Consider the following 24,567-nt stretch of genomic DNA (forward strand, 5'->3'; position numbering starts at 1 on the left):
CAGGCCGTCACGGACCGAGCGTCCTCCACGGCCCGCCACGGGCACGGGGTGCGCGTCGCTAGCCTGGTCGGGTGAACTCCCGCCGTGCCTTCCTCGTCTGGGGCGTCGCGGTGCTCGCCTACGTCCTCGCCGTGGTGCAGCGCTCGTCGCTCGGCGTCTCCGGGGTCGACGCGCAGGACCGCTTCGCGGTCTCCGCGGCGGTCCTGTCGACGCTCGCCGTGGTGCAGATCGCCGTCTACGCCGGGCTGCAGATCCCGGTCGGGATCGCGCTCGACCGCGTCGGCCCGCGGAAGCTCGTGTTGCTCGGCGCCGCACTGCTCGTGGTCGGTCAGGCCGTGGTGGCCTCCTCGCCGACGATCGGGCCGGCGATCGCGGGCCGGGTGCTCGTCGGAGCCGGCGACGCGATGACCTTCATCTCGGTGATCCGCCTCGTGCCCATGTGGTTCAGCGGGCGGATCCTGCCGCAGATCTCGCAGTGGACGGGCAACCTCGGCCAGGTCGGCCAGATCCTCTCGGCCTTCCCGTTCGCCGTGCTGCTGCACACCGCCGGGTGGACCCCGGCCTTCGGTGCGGCAGCGGCCGCGAGCCTGGTGGGCCTCGTGCTCGCCGTCGTGTTCGTCCGGAACGGTCCGGTCGCGGTCCGCACGGACACCATCCCGCTGCCGCTCCCGCACTCGTGGCGCGGCGCGTTCCACACCTTCGGGCACGCACTGCGCCGTCCGGGGACCCAGCTGGGCTTCTGGTCGCACTACGTCACCCAGTCCTCCGGCACCGTGTTCTCGCTCCTCTGGGGCGTACCGATGCTCCGCGGGCTCGGGTACAGCCCGTCCGAGGCCGCCGCGTTCCTCACCGTCATCGTCGTCACCGGCTTCGTGGTCGGTCCGGTGCTCGGCGTGCTCTGCGCGCGCTTCCCGCTCCGCCGCTCGAACCTCGTGCTCGGGATCGTCCTCGCCCTCGGCGTGGTCTGGACGGCGGTGCTGCTCTGGCCGGGGTACCCGCCGACGTGGCTGCTCGTCCTGCTCGTGCTCGCGATGGGCGTCGGCGGACCGGGCTCGCTCATCGGCTTCGACTTCGCCCGCAGCTTCAACCCCGTCGGATCGCTCGGCTCGGCGAACGGCGTGGTGAACGTGGGTGGGTTCCTGGCCGCCTTCGTGATGATGTTCCTCATCGGCACGCTGCTCGACGCGGTCTCCGGAGCGACCGGACGCACGGTCTTCGCATGGGAGAACTTCCGCATCGCGCTCACCGTGCAGTACGTGGTGGTCGGGTTCGGTGTGGTGATGCTGCTGCTCGCGCGCCGCCGGACCCGTCGTGAGATGCACACGCAGGACGGAATACGGGTGGGCCCGCTGTGGGTTGCACTGGTTGCGCGCCTGCGGAAGAAGGCCGTGCAATAATGGAGGACGGACCCGTTCGGGCCCCTCACGTCCACGTCGCCTCGATGCGTCGCGGAAGTCGGGGGACTTGACATGGGTCCTCATGCTGCCCGGAACGGTAGGACCTGACGACGCGGGGGACTGCGGCGCTGGCCCTGGGCGGCGAGGGAGGCCACGACCCCACGAACGTGGCACGACGAGAGAGGTGATCGCATGGCTGCCCGGAGCACGACGATCGATCCCACGAAGGACACCGAGCCCGAGGCCGTCGCGGCGGACGACGCCGACGCGGCCGAGGGGAAGGCCGCGCCGAAGAAGCGCGCCACCAAGACCACCGCCACGAAGAAGGCCGCTGCGAAGGCCGCACCGAAGAAGACGGCCACGCGCGCGAAGAAGAAGGCCGCCGACGACGACGAGGAAGACGACGAGGTCGTCGAGCCCACGGACGACGCGGTCGACACCGCCGACGATGCCGACGGCGACGCCGAGGAGACCGAGGCCGAGGACAAGGACGCCAAGCCCGCCGCCGCCGCTGCGGTCGCCGCTGGTGCGCTCGTCATCTCGCAGTCGGACGACGACGAGGCGCCGGTCTACTCGACGACGATCACCGGCGCCACCGCCGACCCGGTCAAGGACTACCTGAAGCAGATCGGCAAGGTCGCGCTCCTCAACGCCGAGCAGGAGGTCGAGCTCGCGATGCGGATCGAGGCCGGCCTGTTCGCCGAGGACAAGCTGCAGCACTCGACGGGCCTGTCGAAGCCCGAGGAGCGCGAGCTCCGCTGGGTGGCCCGTGACGGTCAGCGCGCGAAGTCGCACCTGCTCGGCGCGAACCTCCGTCTCGTCGTCTCGCTCGCCAAGCGCTACACCGGCCGCGGCATGCAGTTCCTGGACCTGATCCAGGAGGGCAACCTCGGTCTCATCCGTGCGGTCGAGAAGTTCGACTACACCAAGGGCTTCAAGTTCTCGACGTACGCCACGTGGTGGATCCGTCAGGCGATCACCCGCGCGATGGCCGACCAGGCGCGCACCATCCGCATCCCGGTGCACATGGTCGAGGTCATCAACAAGCTGGCCCGCGTGCAGCGGCAGATGCTGCAGGACCTCGGGCGCGAGCCCACTCCGGAAGAGCTCGCCCGCGAGCTCGACATGACGCCGGAGAAGGTCGTCGAGGTGCAGAAGTACGGTCGCGAGCCGATCTCCCTCCACACCCCCCTGGGCGAGGACGGCGACTCCGAGTTCGGCGACCTGATCGAGGACACCGAGGCGGTCGTGCCGGCCGACGCGGTGGGCTTCACGATGCTGCAGAAGCAGCTCGAGAGCCTGCTCGACTCCCTGTCCGAGCGCGAGGCGGGCGTGATCCGCATGCGGTTCGGTCTCGGTGACGGCCAGCCGAAGACCCTCGACCAGATCGGTGACACGTTCGGCGTGACGCGTGAGCGCATCCGCCAGATCGAGTCGAAGACGATGGCGAAGCTCCGCCACCCGTCCCGGTCGCAGTCGCTCCGCGACTACCTCGAGTAGGCCGATGCGCTTCCTCATCCCGATCCTGGTCGGGCGGATCCTCCGCGTCCTCGCCCGCGCGCGGGGCGGTGGGTCCGCCTACCCGGGCTACATCGTCCTCAAGCTCGTGCCGGACTTCCTGCAGCACGTGACGAAGCAGTTCCCGAACGGTGTCGTCTTCGTGCTCGGCTCGAACGGCAAGTCGACGACGACGCACATGATCTCGGACATCGTCCGGGCGCACGGGCTCCGCGTCTTCACGAACCCCTCCGGTGCGAACCTGCCGCAGGGCATCGCGTCGGCGCTCCTGTCCGAGGTGTCGCTGACCGGCAAGCTCAAGGCGGACATCGGCATCCTCGAGGTCGACGAGGCCTTCGCAGTCGAGCTCGCCGGCATCCTGTCGCCGTCCACGGTGACGATGCTCAACGTGCAGGTCGACCAGCTGTACCGGTTCTTCGAGACCGAGCGCGTGGCGACGATGATGCTCGACACCGCGGCGCTGTCCACGGCGAACGTCATCACGAACCGTGACGACCAGTTCCTCGACGCGTACACGGCCCGCCCGGGCCAGCGGGTGCTCCGCTTCGGCGCGAGCGCCGAGGTCGTCGCCGCTGCGCCGAACGGGCTGCAGAACGCCGACGACTTCGACCGGAGCGCCGGCGAACCGAACGCGGCCGAGTCCGAGGTCGTCGCGAACACCGGTGACGGTGCGACGATCCGCTTCGACGGCGTGGACGTCCCCGTGCGCCTGCCGGCGCGCGGCCTGCACTACGCCGTCGACGCCGCGGCTGCGACGGCCACGGCCAGCGCCGCGCTCGGTGCCCAGTTCCGCACGGACGCCGTGACGAAGGCCTTCGGCACGATGAAGCCGGCGTACGGCCGCGGTGAGCGACTGCCCATCGCCGGCGAGTCCGCGGAGTTCACGATGTTCAAGAACGCCGCCAGCCTGCAGCTCAACCTCGACGCCCTGCCGGACCACCCCGAGCAGGTCCTCATGGCGATCGACGAGGGCACGCCGGACATCTCGTGGATGTACGACATCGACTTCTCCAAGCTCGACCACGTGGACGTCGTGTCGGGTGACAAGGCGTGGCAGATCGCGATCGCGCTTGAGCACGCCGGTGTCCGCATCGGACGTGTCGAGCCCGACGTCGAGGCCGCGATCAGGCACATGGAGCAGCTCGGCGCGACGACGTCGGGGACGAAGAACTTCATCGTCAACTACGAGATCATGATGATCGCCCGCAAGGCCCTCGGCCACGGGGACATGGAGAAGACCGCATGACGGCCGACCGGCTGACCATCCTGCACGTCTACCCGCGTCAGATGGGTGTCTCGGGCGACCGGGGCAACGTCGTGGCCCTGGTGCGTCGCGCCGAGGCCGCGGACATCGCGACCGAGGTGGTCGAGTACGCCCCGGGCGACCCCCTGCCCACCACGGCCGACGTGGTCGTCGTCGGCAACGGGCCGCTCAGCGCGATGCGCTCGCTCGGTGCGGACGTCACCCGTGTCGGGTCGGCGCTCCGTGACCTCGCCACCGCCGGTGTGCCGGTGCTGGCGGTCGGCGGCGGCTTCGACCTCGCCACGAACGAGGTCGTGCCCACCGAGGGGTCGCCGGTGGCGGGCTTCGGCGTGTTCGACGCCCGGGCCGTCCGCGGTGCCGAGCGCCGGGTCAACTACTTCGTGCTCGACACCCGCTACCCGTTGCTCCCCGGTGCGCCGACACGCGTCGCCGGTTTCGAGGACCACGCCACCCGGATCGAGCTGGGCCCGGGCGTCGAGCCCTTCGGCGACGTCGTGTCCGGTGGTGGCAACCAGGCAGGCGCCCCGGTCGAGGGCGCGGTCGACGGCACGTCCTTCGGGACGCACACGCAGGGACCGATCCTGCCCCTCAACCCGCAGCTCACGGACGCGGTGCTCGCAGCGTCCACCGCTCGGCTCGGCCGCGACTACGCGCCGGACACCGAGCGCACGGCGACCATCGACCGGTACGCGCGCGAGGCGCGCGCGACCATCGACCGGTACGTCGACAAGGCGTTCAAGCGCATCGCCTAGCGCAAGCGACAGACGGACGGGAGGCGCGGTACCAGCTGGCACCGCGCCTCCCGTCCGTCTGTCGGTGACGACTACTTCGACTCGTGGAGTCGGCTGCTCTCGTCGTGCCACTCGAGCGCGGTGGCGGCGAGCTTGTCCTTGAACTCGGCGCCGTGGTGGGCGCAGAAGTAGAGCTCCCCGCTCGCCATGGTGGCGCGGATGTACGCCTGCGCTCCGCAGCTGTCGCAGCGGTCAGCAGCGGTGAGCTGGTGGCTGCTGGTTTCGTCGATGGAGAGGTCGTGCACGGTCTGGGTCATTGCTGTGCTCCTCACGGATCGCAGGTGGTGCGGGTGGACACCCATTTGAACACGAGGTGGCTGGGAGTCGTGCATCGCGGGCGGCCTGTTTCGCTGAGCGCGGAGCGGCTGTCCCCAGTCCGAGGCGCGCCGCTCCTGCGGGGTCGGGGTGTCGGTGCCCGTCGGTACCATCGGCAGGTGAGCTCCGACTACTCCGCACGCCATCTCTCCGTCCTCGAGGGACTCGAGGCGGTCCGGAAGCGACCGGGCATGTACATCGGCTCCACGGACTCCCGCGGGCTCATGCACTGCCTGTGGGAGATCATCGACAACTCCGTCGACGAAGCCCTGGCCGGACACGGTGACGAGATCGGTGTGGTCCTGCACGAGGACGGTTCCGTCGAGGTCCGTGACACCGCCCGCGGCATCCCCGTCGACGTCGAGCCGAAGACCGGGCTGACCGGGGTCGAGGTCGTCTTCACCAAGCTGCACGCCGGCGGCAAGTTCGGCTCCGGGTCGTACGCGGCATCCGGTGGACTGCACGGCGTCGGCGCCTCGGTGGTCAACGCGCTGTCCGAGCGCCTCGACGTCGAGGTCGACCGCGGCGGCAAGACCTACGCCATGTCCTTCCGCCGCGGCGAGCCGGGGACGTTCGCCGGAGACGGCCCCGACGCTCCCTTCACGCCGTTCACGTCCGGCAGCGAGCTCCGCGTCGTCGGCAAGGTGAAGCGCGGCGTGACCGGTTCGCGCATCCGGTACTGGGCGGACCGGCAGATCTTCACCTCGGACGCGAAGTTCAGCACGAGCGACCTGGTGAGTCGTGCGCGGCAGACCGCGTTCCTGGTGCCGGGGCTCGGCATCACGATCACCGACGCCCGCCCCTCGTCGATCGAGGCCGCGGCCCAGCGAGCCGAGGCGACGGGCACCACCGTCGCCACCGGTCCCGTCGTGGAGCGCTTCCGGTACGAGGGCGGCATCAGCGAGTTCGTCGAGCACCTGGCGGTCGACACCGCCGTCACCGACGTCTGGCGCATCGAGGGCACGGGGACGTTCACCGAGACGGTGCCGATGCTCGACGACAAGGGGCACATGGTGTCCACGTCGGTCGAGCGCGAGTGCCAGGTCGACATCGCGCTCCGCTGGGGCAGCGGGTACGAGACCGTCGAGCGCAGCTTCGTGAACATCATCGCGACGCCGAAGGGCGGAACGCACCTGACCGGCTTCGAGGCCGGGCTCGTGAAGGCCGTCCGCACCCAGGTCGAGGCGAACGCCCGCAAGCTCAAGGTCGGGCAGGACAAGCTCGAGAAGGACGACGTGCTCGCCGGCCTGACGGCCGTGCTCACCGTCCGCCTGCCCGAGCCGCAGTTCGAGGGTCAGACGAAGGAGGTCCTGGGCACGCCCGCCGTCCGGAAGATCGTCGACCAGGTGGTCTCCAAGCGCCTCACCGAGATCCTGACGTCGACCCAGCGCACCGAGAAGGCCCAGGCCGCGACGTTGCTCGAGAAGGTCGTCGCCGAGATGAAGACGCGCATCTCGGCCCGTGCGCACAAGGAGACCCAGCGCCGGAAGAACGCGCTCGAGAACTCCTCCCTCCCGACGAAGCTCGCCGACTGCCGCAAGCAGGACGCCGAGGGCACCGAACTCTTCATCGTCGAGGGTGACTCGGCGCTCGGCACCGCGAAGCTCGCGCGGAACAGCGAGTACCAGGCGCTGCTGCCGATCCGCGGCAAGATCCTCAACGTCCAGAAGGCCTCGGTGTCGGACATGCTGTCCAACGCCGAGTGCGCCTCGATCATCCAGGTCATCGGCGCCGGCTCGGGTCGCTCGTTCGAGATCGACCAGGCCCGCTACGGCAAGGTCATCATCATGTCTGACGCCGACGTCGACGGCGCGCACATCCGCACGCTGCTGCTCACGCTGTTCTTCCGGTACATGCGACCCATGATCGAGCAGGGCCGGGTGTTCGCCGCCGTGCCGCCGCTGCACCGCGTCGTCGTGGTGAACCGCGGCAAACCGAACGACACGCTCTACACCTACTCCGAGGCCGAACTGCAGGCGGTGCTGAAGAAGCTCGCGAAGCAGGGCAAGAAGTACCAGGAGCCGATCCAGCGGTACAAGGGCCTGGGGGAGATGGACGCGGACCAGCTCGCCGAGACCACGATGGACCGGGCGCACCGCACACTGCGGCGGGTGAACGTCACGGACGCCGAGAGCGCCGCGAAGGTGTTCGAACTGCTCATGGGCAACGACGTCGCGCCGCGCAAGGAGTTCATCCTGGCGGGCGAGGGCCTGGACCGCGACCGCATCGACGCGTAGCCGCCGCCCCGCGCGGCGCGTGCACACCATGGCACGGCGCGCCACTTATTGTTGTCCGGGCCGCCTTCACCCCTACATTGGCATTGTGGGCTGACTCGTTGTTCTCACACAGAGATCGCGCGTCGTGACAGCTAGGTCGATGTCCGGGGCGGTGTACTGGCTCCGTCCGTCGTCCCTAGTTGGGGACGACCAGGGCTACGATGGCCCCCGCAACTGCGCCAAGTATCGTGGATGTAGCCACTACTGACACCTCGAATTCTGCGGAGCGGAATTTCTCCGAAAATGCCACAACTTGTTCAGCGTTTTCAACTACCGGAGAGGTGTCGTCCGCAGACGCTTCCGCAAGCTCGGAAGTAAAGGCACTCAGACTCACGGTCTGAGCCTGCTCCTGCTCAATTCGGCGGGCTGCGGTGTCTGCTTCAGATGTTGCAAGGAGTTTGGCGCTTAGCACTTCGAGGCCAAGGCGCCGCGTCTTACTTGCACTGAAGAAGACCCGCTTGAGCCAAGCGACGATGCCGGTGCGCTGTTGTGCGGCGACAAGTTCGTTGGTTGCGTCGAGCAGAGAATGAGCGCGATCCGTTCGTCGATTACGAACCCGGATCAGGAAGTAGAAGAGCGCGAGTTCGCCTGCAATGCTACGTTGTAGGGCGCGCTCGGCATCATCGATGGAGTCGAATGTTGAGCGGTCGTAGCGGAAGTCGAGTCGTCGGTAACCGCGACGGCCGAGTTCCTCTACGTGGAATGGTTTATCGAGCTCCATCGCCGTGAGCGTGGCGTCGATGTGGAACGGGCTCGGACCCACGCGGGCCATGCGGAGACCTGATTTATTCTTCTCAAGCTCCTTTGAAATGAACGAATGAACGACGGCGACGGAATTTGTCGAGTCAGCCGTCGTTATTTCACCATCTGTATTCAAGAGGCTGATGAAGGTGCAGGGGCCCTCATAGCCATACATCGTGACCACGCGGAAAGACTCATGCTCCGCAGTGGTTCCATCCCAGGTTAGATCGGATTGCAGCCTCAGCGGTACTACCACGTCGAAGGCAACGCGCCCAAACATCGGCTCGGGCCAGAACTCTTCTCTCTCGTTGTCGCGCTTGCTCAATTCTTCCGCGAGCGCCGATGGGGGTTGGCCTGGTGACAGCCAATCGAACTGCCCAGTGACGCTTACGTTCGATACTGCCGAAATCGCGTACAACTCGCGTTCAACCACTTTCGGCCACTCTGTAGCTGGCCGAGGAGTGCTGAACTCAATCGGCAGGCAGCCAACGGCGAATTGCCGTTGAGGCATTGCGGGCACGCTGTCCGCGCCGATGGGACGTTGGTCCTCACGCGGCCCTTCTGCTCCCTTAGCTGCTATCGAATTCGGGGAAACGAGCGCATCGTCGGTCACGTTCTCGATTAAATCACAACTCTTCGGATAGCAACACCGCTCGCTATCGCATACGCGTCAAGCTCGCCGGACGTCTTCCACGGTCTTCGCGTTGCTGCTTCGGTCTATCCAACGCTCGAGTTATAGCAGCGAGAACGCTTTGCGCTACGCCTCGCCCGCGGTCCCGTCCAGCGCTGCCGCGCTCCCGCCGATTGAGCCGATGACGGCCTCGAGCGGTGCACCCGACCCATCACGCTTGGACAGCCAGTCCGGCAGCGTCCTCGCGGCACCGTCGGACCCGACGGCGTGCGGCGGCGCGATGCCGGCCCACGCCACGGTCAGCCCGTCCTCACCCTTCAGGAACGCGTGCGCGCGGACGCCCTGCGTCGCCCGGCCCTTCGCCGGGAACTCCGACAGTGCCGACACCTTGGCCCGCCCGGCGTCCGTCCCGGGCAGCGCGCCCGAGGACGTCGACACGGTGGCGACCACGGCGTCGTCCGACCGGGCGACCGACCCGAACCAGATCACGGTCGAGCCCGACGACAGGGAGACGCCCGCGACGCCGCCGGCGGGAAGCCCCTGGGGGCGCACGCCGGACGCCGGGAACCGCAGCAGCTGCGCGTTCGAGGTGATGAACACCAGGTCGTCCGACTCGGGCGCCTGGGCCGCACCGACGACGGTGTCCTTCGGCTTGAGCCCGATCGCGACGAACTCGTCCTTGTCGGGCCACGCCCCGGTGGTCACGCGCTTGACGGTGCCCTGGGCGGTGCCGATCGCGAGCGAGTCGGGTGCGGTCGGCGACAGGTCGACGAGGGCCACGACGCTCTCCGTCCGCGCGATGCCGAGGTAGTCCGACACACGGACACCGGCGTCGAGACGCACCGACGCGGGCGGCACGGCGGGCACGTCGACGGGGGAGAACCGCAGCACCCGACCGGTCGAGGTGAGTGCCCCGACCTGGCCCCGGACGGTCGACACGACGGTCGAGCGGACGGCGTCGTGCTTGGACCGCTTCGGCACCCGGACGATGCCGAGGTCGGTGTCCGGGATGTCCACCCGCACGAGCCGTCCAGTGGTCGACAGCAGCACACGGCACGGGGCGTCGGCGATCTGCAGCGACTCGGGGTCGACCGCGGCCTTACGGCCGCCGCGCACAGGAGCATCGGCCTCGGTGAGCAGCGTGCGGCGCGGCGTCGCGAAGCGGTCGGACACCTCGGTGAGCTCCTGCGCGACCTGGGCGCGGAGCCGCGCGTCGGAGGCCAGGAGCTCCTCGAGCGCGGCGATGTCCGCGAGGAGCTGGTCGCGCTCGCCCTCGAGCTCCAGGCGCGAGAACTTCGTCAGGCGGCGCAGTCGCAGCTCGAGGATGTACTCGGCCTGCACCTCGGACAGGTCGAACACGTCCTGCAAGCGGGTGCGCGCGGCTTCGGAGTCGTCGGAGGACCGGATGACCTCGATGACCTCGTCGATGTCGAGGATGGCGATGAGCAGCCCCTCGACCAGGTGCAGCCGCTCACGACGGCGGGCGAGCCGGTACTCGGACCGACGGGTGACGACGGAGAGACGGTGCCGCACGTACACGTCGAGCAGCTCACGCAGACCGAGGGTCCGCGGGGAGCCGTCGACGAGCGCGACGTTGTTGATGCCGAAGCCGTCCTCGAGCGGGGTGTGCTTGTAGAGCTGTTCGAGCACGGCGGTGGGGTTGAAGCCGGACTTGATGCCGATCACGAGCCGCAGGCCGTGGTTCCGGTCGGTGAGGTCGTTGACGTCGGAGATGCCGACGAGCTTCTTCGACTGGACGCCGTCCTTGATCTTCTCGATCACGCGTTCGGGTCCGACCAGGTACGGCAGCTCGGTGACGACGAGACCGACCTTGCGCGGCGTGAGGTTCTCGACGCTCACCTTCGCCCGCGTGCGGAACGACCCGCGGCCGGTGGCGTAGGCGTCGCGCACGCCGGAGAGCCCGACGATCGTGCCGCCGGACGGCAGGTCCGGCCCCGGCACGAACTCCATGAGCTCCTCGAGCGAGGCCCCGGGGTGGAGGAGCAGGTGCTTCGCGGCCTCGACGACCTCGCCGAGGTTATGCGGCGCCATGTTCGTCGCCATGCCGACGGCGATGCCGGACGCGCCGTTGACGAGCAGGTTCGGGAACGCCGCCGGCAGCACGCCCGGCTGCATGATCTGGTTGTCGTAGTTCGGGACGAAGTCGACGACGTCCTCGTTCAGGCCCTCGGTCATGGCCATCGAGGGCTCGGCGAGCCGGGCCTCGGTGTACCGGGCGGCCGCGGGGCCGTCGTCGAGCGAGCCGAAGTTCCCGTGGCCGTCGACCAGCGGCACACGCATCGTGAACGGCTGCGCCATGCGCACGAGGGCGTCGTAGATCGCCCCGTCGCCGTGCGGGTGCAGCTTGCCCATGACCTCGCCCGTGACGCGGGCGCTCTTCACGTGCCCGCGGTCCGGCCGCAGCCCCATCTCGGCCATCTGGTACAGGATGCGTCGCTGCACCGGCTTGAGACCGTCGCGCGCGTCCGGCAGTGCCCGCGAGTAGATGACGGAGTAGGCGTACTCGAGGAACGAGCCCTGCATCTCCTCGGAGACGTCGACGTCCTCGATGCGCTCACCGTCGGGCAGGCCGACTGCTTCCGTGCGTGCCATGGGACCTTTCTGGGAGGATCGTGGGGTGCCCCCCAGCGTACCGAGCGCCCCCGACGCCACCGCGAACCTCGCCGACGTGCTGCCCAGTTGCCTCGTCGCGCTCGGCGCCGCCGACGACACGTGGCTCCGCGCCACCGGACGGGAGGCGCGGATCACCCTCCGTCCCGCGCGCTCGGTGGTCGTCGTGCTGGTCGACGGCCTGGGCTCGTCCGCGCTGGCCGCCCGGGCCGGGCACGCGCGATGGCTCACCGCCGCCAAGGGCGGCGGCACGCTCAAGCGCCTGCGGAGCGGCTTCCCGACGACGACCGCCGCCGCGCTGAGCACCCTGACGACCGGCCGTGCCCCGGGCACGCACGGCGTGGTCGGGTACAGCGGTTGGGAGCCCGACGGCGAGCGGGTCGTCAACCTGCTGAGCGGGTGGGACTCCGAGGTGCCCACCGGCTGGCTGCTCGCGAGCACCGTGTTCACCGAGGCGACCGCGCTCGGCGTCGACCCCGTCGTCGTCGGCCCCGCGCGGTACGCGTCGTCGGGCATGACCGCGAACGTGCTCGGCGGTGCGCGGTACGCCTCCGCCGACACCATCCCGCAGCGGGTCGACGCGGCGCTGGCCGCGACCGCCGCCGGCCGCTCGCTCGTCTACCTCTACGTCCCGGAGCTCGACTCGATCGGGCACAAGCACGGGTGGGAGTCCGACCGCTGGACCGCGGCGCTCGAGCTGCTCGACGGCGAGCTCGCACGGCTCGCGGACCGGAGCGCGCCGGACGTGGGGGTCCTCGTGACCGCCGACCACGGCGTGCTCGACGTGCCCGCCGATGCGAACATCGCGATGGACCCGGCGTTGCTGGTCGACGTCGTGGGGATCGCCGGTGACCCGCGCTGCCGGCAGCTCGCCGTCCGCCCGGGCACGGACGTGCCGGCGCTCGTCGAGGCCTGGCGCGCCCGCTACGGCAAGAAGGCGTACGTGGCCAGCCGCGACGAGGCCGTCGCGGCCGGCTGGTTCGGTGCCGTCGACGCGCGCGTGCTGCCCCGCATCGGGGACGTCGTCGTCGTGGCGCGGGGTTCGTGGGCGTTCAACGACGACCGTGACCTCGACCCCCGCAAGGAGCCGCGGCGGATGATCGGCCAGCACGGCGCCATGACCGACGACGAGGTCTTCGTGCCACTCCGGCTCGCCGGCGCCTTCGCGAGCTGACCTCCGCCACGACGGGAGCAGCCCCGCGACGCGACGGGCGTGGCGGGGCTGCACCGGGCCTCCCGAACGGGGAGCCGTTGTGGAGGAGGGGTCAGGCGGGGTCCTCCGGGCGCGTGCCGAAGACGATCTCGTCCCAGCTCGGCATCGACCGGCGGTTGCGCTTCTTCCGGTCCGCACGCCCCTCGGACTCGGGTGCCGATGCCGGGCGGCCGTCGCGCTCCGGGGCGGAGGCCGGCGAGGCGTCGTAGCCCTGCAGCGGGACGTCCACGACGCTGATCGAGGTGCCGCGTGGCTCGTCCTGCTGCTCGGTGAAGGACGCGGCCTCGCGCTCACCGCGGCGACGGCGGAGGGCCTCGAGCAGGTCCGCGGTCTCGTTGCCGGGGGCACGTTCCTCGACCGGTGCCGCGCCGATGCGGGGGAGCGGTGCCCGGAGCGGGCGCTCCGGGACCTCGGGCTCCTCCGCGTCCTCGGCGGGCTGCTCGACGCGGAACGCCCCCGAGTCGAAGCGGGTGCCGTCGGTGTCCTGGTGGTCGTTCTCGACCGCCCGAAGCCGAGGAGCGATGCCCTCGTCGTCGGTGTGGGAGAGCCGGTGCGCATCGCCGTTGTCCGGCGTCAGCGTCGACGTCTTCGGGTCGAACAGCCACTGGGCGTCGTGCTCGACCTCCGACGCCGTGTAGCGGACGCGGACCTGCCAGCCCTGCTCGGCGTTCTTCCACGAGGCCCACGCGACCGAGGTGGCCTCGCCGGACTCGAGCTTGGCCTCGATGGCCGCACCGAACGTGTCGGGGGCCTCGGCGTCGGTCGGGGTCACCGGGACGCGGCGGGCGGCGTCGAGGACGAACGCCCGTTCGGCGAGCACCGGTCCCTCGAAGCGGCGGACGTACTCGACGTCGACGTCGAGCGCGGCGGCCACGTCGGCGGCGTCGGCACCGCCGCGGATGCGCGCCTGGACGTCCTTCGGCGACACGCGCTTCTGCGGGCCGGCGTCGGGGTTGGCCTGGCGCACCTGGCTCGACAGCGACGCGGTGACCGGCAACCGGAACTCGGTGCCGCCGTCGGTCGCGAGCAGGAGCGCCCCGGACTCGACTCCGATGACTCTCACGTCTTGCATGGTTGCGCCTCCCGAGCGTTGCGTACGGTCGTGCTCGTACCTTCAGGAGTATGCAGCCGTGTGCGCCCGAACCGGCGGAGGCACACGGGCGTGCCGCGCACTCCCGCACCCCGGGAATGTCCGGGTCCGGTGGCCGGTTGCAGGGCCTGACGATCCCGCACGGCGTTCGGTTTGCGCTCTCGCGGGTCGTGGTGCAAACTGTCGCCGCCGATCACCGGCGACGACCTCTCGACACGAGAAACGGATGGGCATGGCCACCGATTACGACGCCCCCAGGAAGACCGACGACTCCTCTGACTCGGAGTCGATCGAGGCCCTCAAGGAGCGCGTGCCCGACAAGATGTCGGGGGTCGTCGACGATGATTCCGACAACCCCGGCAGCTTCGAGCTCGCCGGACAGGACCTCAGCGACGTCGACCTCGACGTCGTCGTGCTGCCGCCGCAGGTCGACGAGTTCACCTGCGTCGAGTGCTTCCTGGTGAAGCACCGCTCGCAGCTCGACCACGAGTCGAAGCTCGGCCCCGTGTGCGCGGAGTGCGCCGCGCTCTGAGCACGTGCCACGAACGGCCCGTCACCCCTCGCGGGTGGCGGGCCGTTCTTCGTGCGCGACGCGTGCGGCGCGTGCGGCGGGTGCTCGCGTGCCGGGCGGGATCGGGCGTACCCGGCGGGATCGGGCGTACCTGGTGTCCCAGGACGACCAGGTACGCCCGGAAGTGCCTTGCACCGCAGCCGTTCTGGGAAGGAACGGCGGGGCCGGGAGGCGAGTCGCGCCTCCCGGCCGCGCAGCCGCGACCACGCGACCCGGCGTCAGGAGCGCAGGGCGTCCACCACGGCCTGGGGGTCCCGCGCGCTCACGAGCCAGTAGGGCGTGGGGTCCGCCGGGTCGGCGACCTCCACGCGCACGACGCCGCGCACGTACCCGCGGAAGAGCGTCCAGGCGCGAGCGTCGAGCGCCGGACCGCGCTGCGTCGTCGCCTCGGCGCCCTGGTAGGCCACGACCTCGCCGACGAGCGACCGGGGCAGGTGCGCCTTGCCGGCGCGGAACTCGGTGTCGGTGACCTCGACCGTCGGGGCGAGCGCCCAGAGCAGCACGACCACACCGAGGTACATGCCGATCGCCACGAGCACGCCGGCCAGGACGCTGATCGGCAGGAACACGAGCAGGCTCGCGGGGATGACGAGCGCCGTCGCCAGGTAGAGGGCGGGCGGAGCCCAGAGTCGTTCGCGGTACACGGTCACCCCTCCATCCCACCACGATTCGGAAGAGGTCACGGAACGGTCACGGTCGTGCACTACCCTCGTCTCGTGACCGAACCAGTCGACGTGCTCTGGACCGGGGAGAACGCTCCCGTCCACGCCCACCCCGGCGATGCCGGTGCCGACCTCGTCTCGACGGAGGCGTTCGTGCTGCAGCCCGGGGAACGCCGCCTCGTGGGCACCGGCCTGCGGATCGCCCTCCCCGAGGGGCACGTGGCGTTCGTCGTGCCGCGGAGCGGTCTCGCGGCGAAGCACGGCATCACCATCGTGAACGCGCCCGGCACCGTCGACTCGGGCTACCGCGGCGAGGTGAAGGTCGCCCTGCTCAACACGGACGCGTCCGAGCCGTACGAGGTCCACGTGGGCGACCGCATCGCGCAGGTGGTCGTCATGCCCGTGCCGCGCGTGTCGTACACCCGCGTCGACGCACTGCCGGAGAGCGTCCGCGGTGAGGGCGGGTTCGGCTCCTCGGGCTACGGTGACCGGGGCAGCGCCCTGTACGGCGCTGCCGACGACTTCCAGGAAGGACGGAACGCATGAAGTTCGGTCGACGCAAGCGTGACGAGGTCGAGGTGGCGGCCGCCGTCGCCGACGACGCCGTCGTCGCGGAGACGACGCCGGAGGTCGACATCGCGACCGACGCCGACGCCGACCTCGACGAGGTGGACGCGGTCGCACCCACGGACAAGTCGGCACCGGCCGACCGCGCCGACAACGGCCCGCACGACGAGACCGAGGCGAACCTCGTCCGGCCGTACGTCGACCTGGGCGGCGTGAAGGTCCTGCCCCGTGAGGGCCTGCACCTGCGCCTCGAGGTCGAGGAGGGCTCGCAGCGCGTCGTCGCCGTCGGGCTCGACTACGACGAGTCGACGCTGCAGGTCCAGCCGTTCGCGGCACCGCGTTCGACCGGCCTCTGGCACGAGATCCGTGCGCAGATCGCGGACCAGATCGAGCGCCAGGGCGGTCGGGTGGACGAGGTCGACGGGCCCTTCGGCCCCGAGCTCCGCGCGCTGGTCCCGGTCGTCACCGACGGCTCCGGTTCGACCGACGGCGCCCGCGCCGCGCGCTTCATCGGCGTGGACGGACCGCGCTGGTTCCTGCGCGGCGTGATCGCCGGCAAGGCCGCCGAGCGCCCGGACGACGCCGCCGAGATCGAGGAGCTGTTCCGCAGCGTGGTGGTCGTGCGCGGCAACACGCCGATGCCGCCGCGCGACCTCATCCCGCTGCACATGCCGAAGTCGACGCAGTCCGCCGTCTGACACAGGCCCGACGACCACCCACTCGACACGGCCTGGAGGCACGGTGCCGGACCACGACGACACCCCGCGTCCCGCGGACCCGCACGGGGAGACCGCGGCGCAGTCCGGCGGGACGCCCTCGCGTCCGTCGGCGGCCGCGGGCCCGGACGACCCCGCTCCGTCGTTCTCCGCGCAGTTCCGCGCCGCCGTGCAGAACGCCGGCATCGCCCGGGTCGCGCCGGGGGAGACGCCGTCGGGTCGTGCCCTGCTCGGCGCGGTGGGCGGGGTCCGTGGCCTGTCCGAGTCGGTCCTGCCCGGGTTCGCCTTCCTGGTCGTCTACGCGATCACGAAGGAGCTCGTGCCGAGCGTCGTGATCCCGGTCGTCGTCGGCCTGGTGTTCGTCGTGCTGCGCCTGCTGCAGCGGCAGTCCCTCACGATGTCCTTCGCGGGCATCGCCGGGGTCGTCGTCTCCGCCGCCCTCGCCCTGCTCACCGGTCGGGCCGAGACGAACTTCATCCCGGGCATCGTCATCAACTCCGTCTGGCTCGTCGGCCTCCTGGTGACCCTGGCGGTCCGCTGGCCGCTCATCGGTGTCGTCGTGGGCTTCCTGCTCCCGCCGGACGACGACGGCTCGCACGTCGACTGGCGCGCCGACCCGGCGAAGCGCCGCGTGCTCACGGTCGCGACGTGGGTCTGGGTCGGGCTCTTCGCACTCCGCCTGGCCGTCGAGGTCCCGCTGTACCTGACCGCGCAGATCGAGCTGCTCGCCGCCGTGAAGCTCGTGCTCGGCGTGCCGCTCTACGCCGCCGTGCTCTGGGTCACGTGGCTGCTCGTGCGCACGGTGTTCGTGCGCCGGGAGGACGGCGCCGCGGTGTAGGGTTGTCTCGACATCGAGACAGTTTCCCGGACGCGTCCCCGACGTTCCGGGTTTAGGTTTGCCTTGCTGGTGGGACGGTCCACGGCCCGCGAGGATGAGGGCACACCGATCAACTCAGGAGGCGGCACAGTGGCTGCAGTCAACAGCTTCGGCTCGAAGGACACGCTCTCGGTTGGGGGTGTCGACTACGCGTTCCACCGGATCGACACGGTGCCCGGGCACGAGAAGCTCCCCTACAGCCTGAAGGTGCTGCTCGAGAACCTCCTCCGCACCGAGGACGGTGCGAACGTCACCGAGGAGCAGATCCGTGCGCTGGGCTCCTGGAAGCCCGAGGCCGAGCCGGACACCGAGATCCAGTTCTCGCCGGCTCGCGTCGTCATGCAGGACTTCACGGGCGTGCCGTGCATCGTCGACCTCGCCACCATGCGCGAGGCGATGGCGCAGATCGGCGGCGACCCGAACAAGATCAACCCGCTGTCGCCGGCCGAGATGGTCATCGACCACTCCGTCGTGGCCGACCTCTTCGGCCGCGAGGACGCGCTGCAGCGCAACACCGACCTCGAGTACGAGCGCAACGGTGAGCGTTACCAGTTCCTCCGGTGGGGGCAGACCGCGTTCGAGGACTTCAAGGTCGTCCCGCCGGGCACCGGCATCGTCCACCAGGTGAACATCGAGTACCTGGCGAAGGTCACGTACACGCGCGAGTTCGACGGCGAGCTCTACGCGTACCCGGACACCCTGGTCGGCACCGACTCGCACACGACGATGGTCAACGGTCTCGGCGTGCTCGGATGGGGCGTCGGCGGCATCGAGGCCGAGGCAGCGATGCTCGGCCAGCCGGTGTCGATGCTCATCCCGAAGGTCGTCGGGTTCAAGCTGTCCGGTTCGATCCCGGCAGGCGTCACCGCCACCGACGTCGTCCTGACCATCACCCAGGAGCTCCGCAAGCACGGTGTGGTCGGCAAGTTCGTCGAGTTCTACGGCGAGGGTGTCTCCGAGGTCCCGCTCGCGAACCGCGCGACGATCGGCAACATGTCGCCGGAGTTCGGTTCGACGGCCGCGATCTTCCCGGTCGACGCCGTCACGCTCGACTACCTCCGCCTGACCGGTCGTTCCGAGGACCAGATCGCCCTGGTCGAGGCCTACTCGAAGGCCCAGGGTCTCTGGCACGACCCGTCGGTGGAGCCCGCCTACTCGGAGTACATGGAGCTCGACCTGTCCACGGTCGTGCCGTCGATCTCCGGCCCGAAGCGTCCCCAGGACCGCATCGAGCTGTCCAAGGCCAAGGACCAGTTCGAGGTGGACCTCGCCAACTACGCGAGCATCGACCACTCGGAAGAGGACAAGGCCGTCGCGGACACCTTCCCCGCGTCCGACCCGGTCGCCGCGGCACCCGGTGACGAGCACGCCGTCGACGACCTGCAGGACGCCCCGCGATCCGAGGTCCCCGTGCACGCGTCCAGCGCACCCGGCACGGTCTCGAAGCCCACCTCGGTGTCGGTGGCCGACGGCGACACCTTCACCATCGACCACGGCGCCGTCGCGATCGCCGCGATCACCTCGTGCACGAACACGTCGAACCCCTCGGTCATGATGGCCGCCGGCATCCTCGCGCGGAACGCCGCGAAGAAGGGCCTCAAGGCCAAGCCGTGGGTCAAGACCACCCTCGCGCCGGGCTCGAAGGTCGTCACCGACTACTACGAGAAGGCCGGGCTGACCAGCTACCTCGAGGACCTCGGCTTCTACACGGTCGGCTACGGCTGCACCACCTGCATCGGCAACTCGGGTCCGCTCCCCGAGGAGATCTCGCAGGCCGTGCAGGACAACGACCTCGCCGTGACCGCGGTGCTCTCGGGCAACCGCAACTTCGAGGGTCGCATCAACCCCGACGTGAAGATGAACTACCTGGCGTCCCCGCCGCTGGTCATCGCGTACGCCCTCGCCGGCTCGATGCACTTCGACTTCGACTCCGACGCCCTGGGCACGGACCAGGACGGGAACGACGTCTTCCTGCAGGACATCTGGCCCGACGCAGCCGAGGTGCAGGACGTCATCGACTCGTCGATCGACACCGAGATGTTCACCCACGAGTACGGCTCCGTTTTCGAGGGCGACGACCGCTGGAAGAACCTGCCGACCCCGACGGGCGACACCTTCGAGTGGGACCAGGAGTCGACGTACGTCCGGAAGCCCCCGTACTTCGAGGGCATGACCATGCAGCCGGACGCCGTGTCGGACATCTCCGGTGCTCGTGTCCTCGCGAAGCTCGGCGACTCGGTCACCACCGACCACATCTCGCCGGCCGGTTCGATCAAGGCGGACAGCCCCGCGGGCCGCTACCTGGCCGAGCACGGCGTGGACCGCAAGGACTTCAACTCCTACGGCTCGCGTCGCGGCAACCACGAGGTCATGATCCGCGGCACGTTCGCGAACATCCGCCTGCGCAACCAGCTCCTCGACGGCGTCGAGGGCGGGTACACCCGTGACTTCACGACGCCCGACGGCGAGCAGTCGTTCATCTACGACGCGTCGCAGCACTACCAGGAGCAGGGCATCCCGCTCGTCATCTTCGGCGGCAAGGAGTACGGCTCCGGATCGTCGCGTGACTGGGCGGCGAAGGGCACGAACCTGCTCGGCGTCAAGGCGGTCATCACCGAGAGCTTCGAGCGCATCCACCGCTCGAACCTCATCGGCATGGGCGTCGTCCCCCTGCAGTTCCCGGCGGGCGAGACGGTCGAGTCGCTCGGGCTCGACGGTACCGAGGTCGTCTCGATCTCCGGCCTGACCGAGCTCAACGAGGGCCGCACGCCGAGGACCGTGCACGTCACGGCCGAGCCGAGCGAGCACTCGCCGGCGGGCAAGCAGACGGTCGAGTTCGACGCGGTCGTCCGCATCGACACCCCCGGGGAGGCCGACTACTACCGCAACGGCGGCATCCTGCAGTACGTGCTCCGTTCGCTCGTCTGATCGACGTGGACACGGGTCGCTGACGCGACCGCCTGACGGACTGGAGGCCCGTGGCGACACCGCCACGGGCCTCCAGTCCGTCGTCCGGTCGCGCGGATAGTGTGGGGGCCTGCCCCACGAAAGGAGCGCCCGTGAGCCTGCTCAGCAGCATCACGTCGCCGCGCGACCTCAGGCGTCTGTCGGACGCGCAGATGACGGACCTCGCCGCCGAGATCCGTCGGTTCCTGGTCGCCGAGGTCGCGAAGACCGGTGGGCACCTGGGCCCCAACCTCGGTGTCGTCGAGCTGACGCTCGCCATGCACCGGGTCTTCGACTCCCCGCACGACCCGTTCGTGTTCGACACGGGGCACCAGTCCTACGTGCACAAGCTCGTCACGGGGCGGCAGGACTTCTCGCGACTGCGCGAGCGCGGGGGCCTCGCCGGCTACCCGCAACGGAGCGAGTCGGAGCACGACATCGTCGAGTCCTCGCACGCATCCTCGTCGCTGTCCTGGGCGGACGGGATCTCCCGCGCCTTCCGTCGGACGGGGCAGGACGACCGCACGGTCGTCGCCGTGGTGGGCGACGGCGCCCTTACCGGCGGTATGACGTGGGAGGCGCTCAACAACATCTCGGACACCAACGACCGCCGGCTCGTGATCGTCGTCAACGACAACGGTCGCTCGTACGCGCCGACGATCGGGGGCATGGCACGCTTCCTCAGCTCGGTCCGGACCCGTCGTGAGTACCGTGCGTTGTTCGAGAAGTCGCAGGCCGTGGCGTCGCGGTTCGGAGCGCCGGGGCGCGCCTTCTACCGCGGGGTGCGGGGCGGGTTGCACGGGTTCCTGTCGCGCTTCACGAACAACGAGGCGCTGTACTCGAACCTCGACATCAAGTACATCGGACCGGTCAACGGGCACGACCAGCGGGCGATGGAGGCGGCGCTCCGTCAGGCGAAGGCCTACGGCGCTCCGACGATCGTGCACGCGATCACCGAGAAGGGTCACGGGTTCGAGCCGGCGCTCCGGGACCAGGCGGACCAGTTCCACGCCGTCGGGCACATCGACCCCGAGACCGGGGAGTCGCTCGACGTGTCGGCGGGGCCGTCGTGGACGTCGGTGTTCGCCTCGGAGCTCGCGTCGGTGGGCTCCGAGGACGAGCGGATCGTGGCGATCACGGCGGCGATGCTCCGTCCGACGGGGCTGCACCTGTTCCAGGAGCAGCACCCCGAGCGGGTGATCGACGTCGGGATCGCCGAGCAGCACGCCGTGACGACCGCAGCGGGGCTCGCGTACGGCGGGCTGCACCCGGTGGTCGCCCTGTACGCCACGTTCCTCAACCGCGCGTTCGACCAGGTGCTCATGGACGTGGCGCTGCACCGGGCGGGCGTGACGTTCGTCCTCGACCGAGCGGGCATCACCGGGCCCGACGGTCCCTCGCACCACGGCATGTGGGACCTCGCGCTGCTGCAGGTCGTGCCGGGCATCCGGATCGCCGCGCCGCGGGATGCGTCCACACTGCGCGAGGAGTTCCGCGAGGCCGTGGCAGTCGACGACGCGCCGACCGTGCTGCGGTGGTCGAAGGGGTCGGTGGGCCCGGACATCGCGGCGGAGCGGCGACTGGTCGACGGGGTGGACGTCCTCCGTTCCCCGTCGTCCGACCAGGAGCCCGACGTCCTGTTCGTGGCCGTCGGGTCGATGGTGCCGGTCGCCCTGGAGGCGGCGTCGCTGCTCGAGGCGCAGGGGATCGGCGTCACGGTCGTCGACCCGCGGTGGGTCGTCCCGATCCCGGCCTCGCTCATCGACCTGTCACGCGACCACCGGCTCGTCATCACGATCGAGGACGGCGTGCGCGTCGGCGGGGTCGGGACGCGGCTGCGGCAGGACCTCCGCGCCGCGGGCGTCGACACCGGCGTGAACGAGCTCGGGCTGCCCGACCAGTTCATCGACCACGCGTCGCGCTCCGAGATCCTGGACGACGTCGGGCTCACGGCGCAAGCGATCGCGCGCGACGTCATCGACCAGGTCGTCGGCACGAAGCTGCCGCAGGCGAAGCCCGCCCGCGCCCGCGAGTCGGAGTCGGTGGACCGCTGACGCTGGTGCTGCGGCCGGTGCTCCACGCCCCTGCTGTGCGCGGCGGGCGGTCGCGCCGCCGCGTCCGCGGCCCGGAGGGACGCGCCCCGTAGCGAACAACGCACCCCGGTACACCAGGGTGCGTTGTTCGCTACGGGGCGCGATGCCGCTGGCGGCATCGCCGCGCCTAGCGCGAGGCGGGGCCGACGATCCTCGGCTCGTGGAAGGTGCGGCCGAAGACGCGCTCGGACGCGCCGCTGCGGTCGAGGTACGGGCTGATGCCGCCGGCCTGGAACGGGTACCCCGCGCCGAGGATCAGACCGAGATCGATCTCCTCGACGTGCTCGACCACGCGGTCCTCGAGCATCCGGTGCACCTCGTCGGCCAGTGCGTCCTCGAACCGCTGCTGCATCGTCGCCGCGTCCACCGGTGCGGCGTCCTTCTTCGACGGCGCGACGAGCTTCACGGCGGCCGGGTCGTAGCCGGTCGCGTTGCCCTTCTTGTCGCGGGTCAGGATCTTCCCGTGCTCCGCGAGGCGCTTCAGCCCGTCGCCGGGGTAGAAGCGCTCCGGCCACGCAGCGTGGTGCGAATCGAGGACGTGGGCACCGACCGGCAGACCGACGAGCTCGAGCAGCTCGAACGGGGACATCGGCAGGCCGAGCGGTGCCGCGCCCTCGGCGACCGTCTCGAACGAGGTGCCCTGCTCGACACCGCGCATCGCCTCGCCGAGCACCCGCGCGAGCACGCGGTTGACGACGAAGCCCGGCTGGTCGGCGGTGACGATCGCGGTCTTCTTCAGCGTCTTCGCGACGGCGAGGGCGGTCGCGACCGTCTCGTCCGAGGTCTGCTCGGTGCGGACCACCTCGAGCAGCGGCATCACCGCGACCGGGTTGAAGAAGTGGAACCCGACGAGGCGCGACGGGTCGGACAGCACGGAACCCATCTCGGTCACGGAGAGCGACGACGTGTTCGTCGCGAGGATCGCGTCCGGGGCGATGACCTGCTCGATCTTGCGGAGGACGTCCTGCTTGACGCTCATCTCCTCGAACACGGCCTCGATCACCCAGTCGGCGTCCGCGAACGCGTCGTAGGAGACGGATCCGCTGACGAGCGCCGTGATGCGGTTGGCGTCGTCGGGGGAGAGCCGGCCCTTCTCGCGGAGCTTCTCGACCTCGCCGGCGATGCGCGCGACGCCGGCGTCCACCCGGGCCTGGTCGACGTCGGTGATCACGACCGGCACGCCGAGGCGTCGCGCGAACAGCAGCGCGAACTGCGACGCCATGAGCCCGGCGCCGAGGACGCCGACCTTCGTGATCTTCCTCGCCTCGACGCCCTCGGGAGCACCGACGGGCTTCTTGGCGCGCTTCTGCACCAGGTCGAACGCGTACATCGACGCCGCGAACTGGTCGCCCGCGAGCAGGTCGGCCAGGGCGTCGTCCTCGCCGGCGAAGCGCTCGTCGAGCGAACCCGACTTCGCGGCGGCCACCAGGTCGAGTGCCCGGAAGGGCGACTTCGGGACGGTGCCGATCTTCGACGCGACCTGCTGACGGGCCACCTTGACGACCGTGCCCCACGCGGCCTTCTCGAGCATGCCCGGCTCGTTCTTGCGGAGGACCTTGGTGCGGCCGGCGACGACGCCGTCGGCCCAGGCGACGGCAGAGGGCAGGAACGTCACCGACGGGATGAGCGCGTCGCCGATGCCGAGTTCGACGGCGGCCTTCCCGTCCATGAGCCGGTTGTTCTTGAGCGGGTTCTCCACGATGACGCGGAGCGCCTTCTCCGGGCCGATCAGGCGGGGGAGCAGCGTGGCACCACCCCAGCCGGGGATGATGCCGAGGAAGACCTCGGGCAGCCCGATGCCCTGCGCTGCCGACGAGAAGACGCGGTAGGTGCAGTGCAGTGCGATCTCGAGTCCGCCGCCGAGCGCGATGCCGTTCACGAAGGCGAACGACGGCACGCCGAGGTCGGACAGTTTGCGGAGCGTCGCGTGACCGAGCACGCCGAGCTCGTGGGCGACCTCGCGCGAGGGGAGCGCCGCCGCCTGCGACAGGTCCGCCCCGGCGGCGAAGCAGTACTCCTTGCCGGTGATCGCCACGGCCTGGATGCTGCCGGCGGCGGCCTCGGCACGCAGGGTGTCGAGCACGTCGGACAGCTCGCGCATGCTGCGCGGGCCGAGGGTCGACGGGCGCTTGTAGTCCTTGCCGTTGTCGAGCGTGACGAGTGCGAGCGTGCCACCGGACGGCAGCCCGACGTGCTTGACGTACGAGTGGGTGACGACCTCGTCGGCGCTGAGCTCCGTCAGCTGGTCGATCGGGGTGGTGGTCATCG

Annotated in this window: 18 protein-coding genes; 12 read left to right on the plus strand and 6 right to left on the minus strand. The window is 70.2% G+C overall.

Annotation, left to right across the window (positions count from 1 at the left end; translation table 11 throughout):
• Positions 1 to 71 precede the first annotated feature (71 nt).
• The 4 genes from DEJ23_RS00660 (at position 72) to DEJ23_RS00675 (ending at position 4,931) form a co-directional block, all read left to right on the plus strand.
• A complete protein-coding gene (locus DEJ23_RS00660) occupies positions 72 to 1,397 on the plus strand; it encodes a nitrate/nitrite transporter (RefSeq protein WP_111238355.1) in 1,326 nt (441 codons plus the stop codon).
• A 192-nt stretch (positions 1,398 to 1,589) separates the two neighbouring features.
• Positions 1,590 to 2,897 carry an RNA polymerase sigma factor gene (locus DEJ23_RS00665; RefSeq protein ID WP_111238356.1) on the plus strand — a complete coding sequence of 436 codons (1,308 nt, stop codon included), beginning with the start codon at positions 1,590 to 1,592 and terminating at the stop codon, positions 2,895 to 2,897.
• Positions 2,898 to 2,901: 4 nt separating this feature from the next.
• Positions 2,902 to 4,161 carry a MurT ligase domain-containing protein gene (locus tag DEJ23_RS00670; RefSeq protein WP_111238357.1) on the plus strand — a complete coding sequence of 420 codons (1,260 nt, stop codon included), beginning with the start codon at positions 2,902 to 2,904 and terminating at the stop codon, positions 4,159 to 4,161.
• A complete protein-coding gene (locus DEJ23_RS00675; protein WP_111238358.1) occupies positions 4,158 to 4,931 on the plus strand; it encodes a type 1 glutamine amidotransferase in 774 nt (257 codons plus the stop codon). The genes DEJ23_RS00670 and DEJ23_RS00675 overlap by 4 nt, the downstream gene beginning before the upstream one ends.
• 71 nt (positions 4,932 to 5,002) lie before the next feature.
• Here DEJ23_RS00675 and DEJ23_RS00680 read toward each other — a convergent pair whose 3' ends face one another.
• Positions 5,003 to 5,227 carry a hypothetical protein gene (locus DEJ23_RS00680; RefSeq protein ID WP_111238359.1) on the minus strand — a complete coding sequence of 75 codons (225 nt, stop codon included), beginning with the start codon at positions 5,225 to 5,227 and terminating at the stop codon, positions 5,003 to 5,005.
• A 177-nt stretch (positions 5,228 to 5,404) separates the two neighbouring features.
• On the opposite strand from DEJ23_RS00680, the gene DEJ23_RS00685 reads away from it, so the two are divergent.
• The gene (locus tag DEJ23_RS00685) at positions 5,405 to 7,522 is read left to right on the plus strand and encodes a type IIA DNA topoisomerase subunit B (protein WP_111238360.1); all 2,118 of its coding nucleotides are present in this window, start codon (positions 5,405 to 5,407) and stop codon (positions 7,520 to 7,522) included.
• A gap of 175 nt (positions 7,523 to 7,697) precedes the next feature.
• Here the strand turns inward: DEJ23_RS00685 and DEJ23_RS15320 are convergent, their stop codons facing one another.
• Positions 7,698 to 8,915 (minus strand): hypothetical protein, encoded by a 1,218-nt coding sequence (locus tag DEJ23_RS15320; RefSeq protein WP_146240160.1) that lies wholly within the window; start codon positions 8,913 to 8,915, stop codon positions 7,698 to 7,700.
• 144 nt (positions 8,916 to 9,059) lie between these two features.
• Positions 9,060 to 11,546, minus strand: a complete 2,487-nt coding sequence (locus DEJ23_RS00690; RefSeq protein WP_111238703.1) for a DNA topoisomerase (ATP-hydrolyzing) subunit A — start codon at positions 11,544 to 11,546, stop codon at positions 9,060 to 9,062.
• 25 nt (positions 11,547 to 11,571) lie between these two features.
• Between DEJ23_RS00690 and DEJ23_RS00695 the strand changes: the two genes are divergently transcribed.
• A complete protein-coding gene (locus tag DEJ23_RS00695; RefSeq protein ID WP_181429053.1) occupies positions 11,572 to 12,738 on the plus strand; it encodes an alkaline phosphatase family protein in 1,167 nt (388 codons plus the stop codon).
• 91 nt (positions 12,739 to 12,829) lie between these two features.
• Here DEJ23_RS00695 and sepH read toward each other — a convergent pair whose 3' ends face one another.
• A complete protein-coding gene (gene sepH, locus DEJ23_RS00700; RefSeq protein WP_220034167.1) occupies positions 12,830 to 13,840 on the minus strand; it encodes a septation protein SepH in 1,011 nt (336 codons plus the stop codon).
• Between the two features lie 259 nt (positions 13,841 to 14,099).
• Between sepH and DEJ23_RS00705 the strand changes: the two genes are divergently transcribed.
• On the plus strand, positions 14,100 to 14,399 hold the full coding sequence (locus tag DEJ23_RS00705) for a DUF4193 domain-containing protein (RefSeq protein ID WP_031272446.1): 300 nt from the start codon (positions 14,100 to 14,102) through the stop codon (positions 14,397 to 14,399).
• 257 nt (positions 14,400 to 14,656) lie between these two features.
• Here DEJ23_RS00705 and DEJ23_RS00710 read toward each other — a convergent pair whose 3' ends face one another.
• A complete protein-coding gene (locus tag DEJ23_RS00710) occupies positions 14,657 to 15,088 on the minus strand; it encodes a DUF3093 domain-containing protein (RefSeq protein ID WP_111238362.1) in 432 nt (143 codons plus the stop codon).
• 66 nt (positions 15,089 to 15,154) lie between these two features.
• Here DEJ23_RS00710 and dut point away from each other — a divergent pair, with 66 nt between their 5' ends.
• The 5 genes from dut (at position 15,155) to dxs (ending at position 22,260) form a co-directional block, all read left to right on the plus strand.
• Entirely contained in the window at positions 15,155 to 15,646 is a 492-nt protein-coding gene (gene dut / locus DEJ23_RS00715; protein WP_111238363.1) for a dUTP diphosphatase, read from the plus strand.
• Entirely contained in the window at positions 15,643 to 16,365 is a 723-nt protein-coding gene (locus DEJ23_RS00720; protein ID WP_111238364.1) for a DUF3710 domain-containing protein, read from the plus strand. Before dut ends, DEJ23_RS00720 begins: the two co-directional genes overlap by 4 nt.
• Before the next feature lie 43 nt (positions 16,366 to 16,408).
• Positions 16,409 to 17,221 carry a DUF3159 domain-containing protein gene (locus tag DEJ23_RS00725; protein ID WP_111238365.1) on the plus strand — a complete coding sequence of 271 codons (813 nt, stop codon included), beginning with the start codon at positions 16,409 to 16,411 and terminating at the stop codon, positions 17,219 to 17,221.
• 129 nt (positions 17,222 to 17,350) lie between these two features.
• The gene (locus tag DEJ23_RS00730) at positions 17,351 to 20,188 is read left to right on the plus strand and encodes an aconitate hydratase (protein ID WP_111238366.1); all 2,838 of its coding nucleotides are present in this window, start codon (positions 17,351 to 17,353) and stop codon (positions 20,186 to 20,188) included.
• 131 nt (positions 20,189 to 20,319) lie between these two features.
• Complete coding sequence (gene dxs / locus DEJ23_RS00735; protein ID WP_111238367.1) at positions 20,320 to 22,260, plus strand: 1-deoxy-D-xylulose-5-phosphate synthase; 1,941 nt, start codon at positions 20,320 to 20,322, stop codon at positions 22,258 to 22,260.
• Positions 22,261 to 22,426: 166 nt separating this feature from the next.
• Here dxs and DEJ23_RS00740 read toward each other — a convergent pair whose 3' ends face one another.
• Positions 22,427 to 24,565, minus strand: a complete 2,139-nt coding sequence (locus DEJ23_RS00740) for a 3-hydroxyacyl-CoA dehydrogenase NAD-binding domain-containing protein (protein ID WP_111238368.1) — start codon at positions 24,563 to 24,565, stop codon at positions 22,427 to 22,429.
• Positions 24,566 to 24,567 lie beyond the last annotated feature (2 nt).

Source organism: Curtobacterium sp. MCSS17_008 (assembly GCF_003234185.1).
Classification (GTDB): Bacteria; Actinomycetota; Actinomycetes; order Actinomycetales; family Microbacteriaceae; genus Curtobacterium.

What these genes read in the sequence shown, in the direction of transcription:
- DEJ23_RS00665 (WP_111238356.1), top strand. Translation starts at nt 1,590, where the DNA reads ATGGCTGCCCGGAGCACGACGATCGATCCCACGAAGGACACCGAGCCC.
- DEJ23_RS00670 (WP_111238357.1), top strand. Translation starts at nt 2,902, where the DNA reads ATGCGCTTCCTCATCCCGATCCTGGTCGGGCGGATCCTCCGCGTCCTC.
- DEJ23_RS00675 (WP_111238358.1), top strand. Translation starts at nt 4,158, where the DNA reads ATGACGGCCGACCGGCTGACCATCCTGCACGTCTACCCGCGTCAGATG.
- DEJ23_RS00680 (WP_111238359.1), bottom strand. Translation starts at nt 5,227, where the DNA reads ATGACCCAGACCGTGCACGACCTCTCCATCGACGAAACCAGCAGCCAC.
- DEJ23_RS00690 (WP_111238703.1), bottom strand. Translation starts at nt 11,546, where the DNA reads ATGGCACGCACGGAAGCAGTCGGCCTGCCCGACGGTGAGCGCATCGAG.
- DEJ23_RS00705 (WP_031272446.1), top strand. Translation starts at nt 14,100, where the DNA reads ATGGCCACCGATTACGACGCCCCCAGGAAGACCGACGACTCCTCTGAC.
- DEJ23_RS00720 (WP_111238364.1), top strand. Translation starts at nt 15,643, where the DNA reads ATGAAGTTCGGTCGACGCAAGCGTGACGAGGTCGAGGTGGCGGCCGCC.
- DEJ23_RS00740 (WP_111238368.1), bottom strand. Translation starts at nt 24,565, where the DNA reads ATGACCACCACCCCGATCGACCAGCTGACGGAGCTCAGCGCCGACGAG.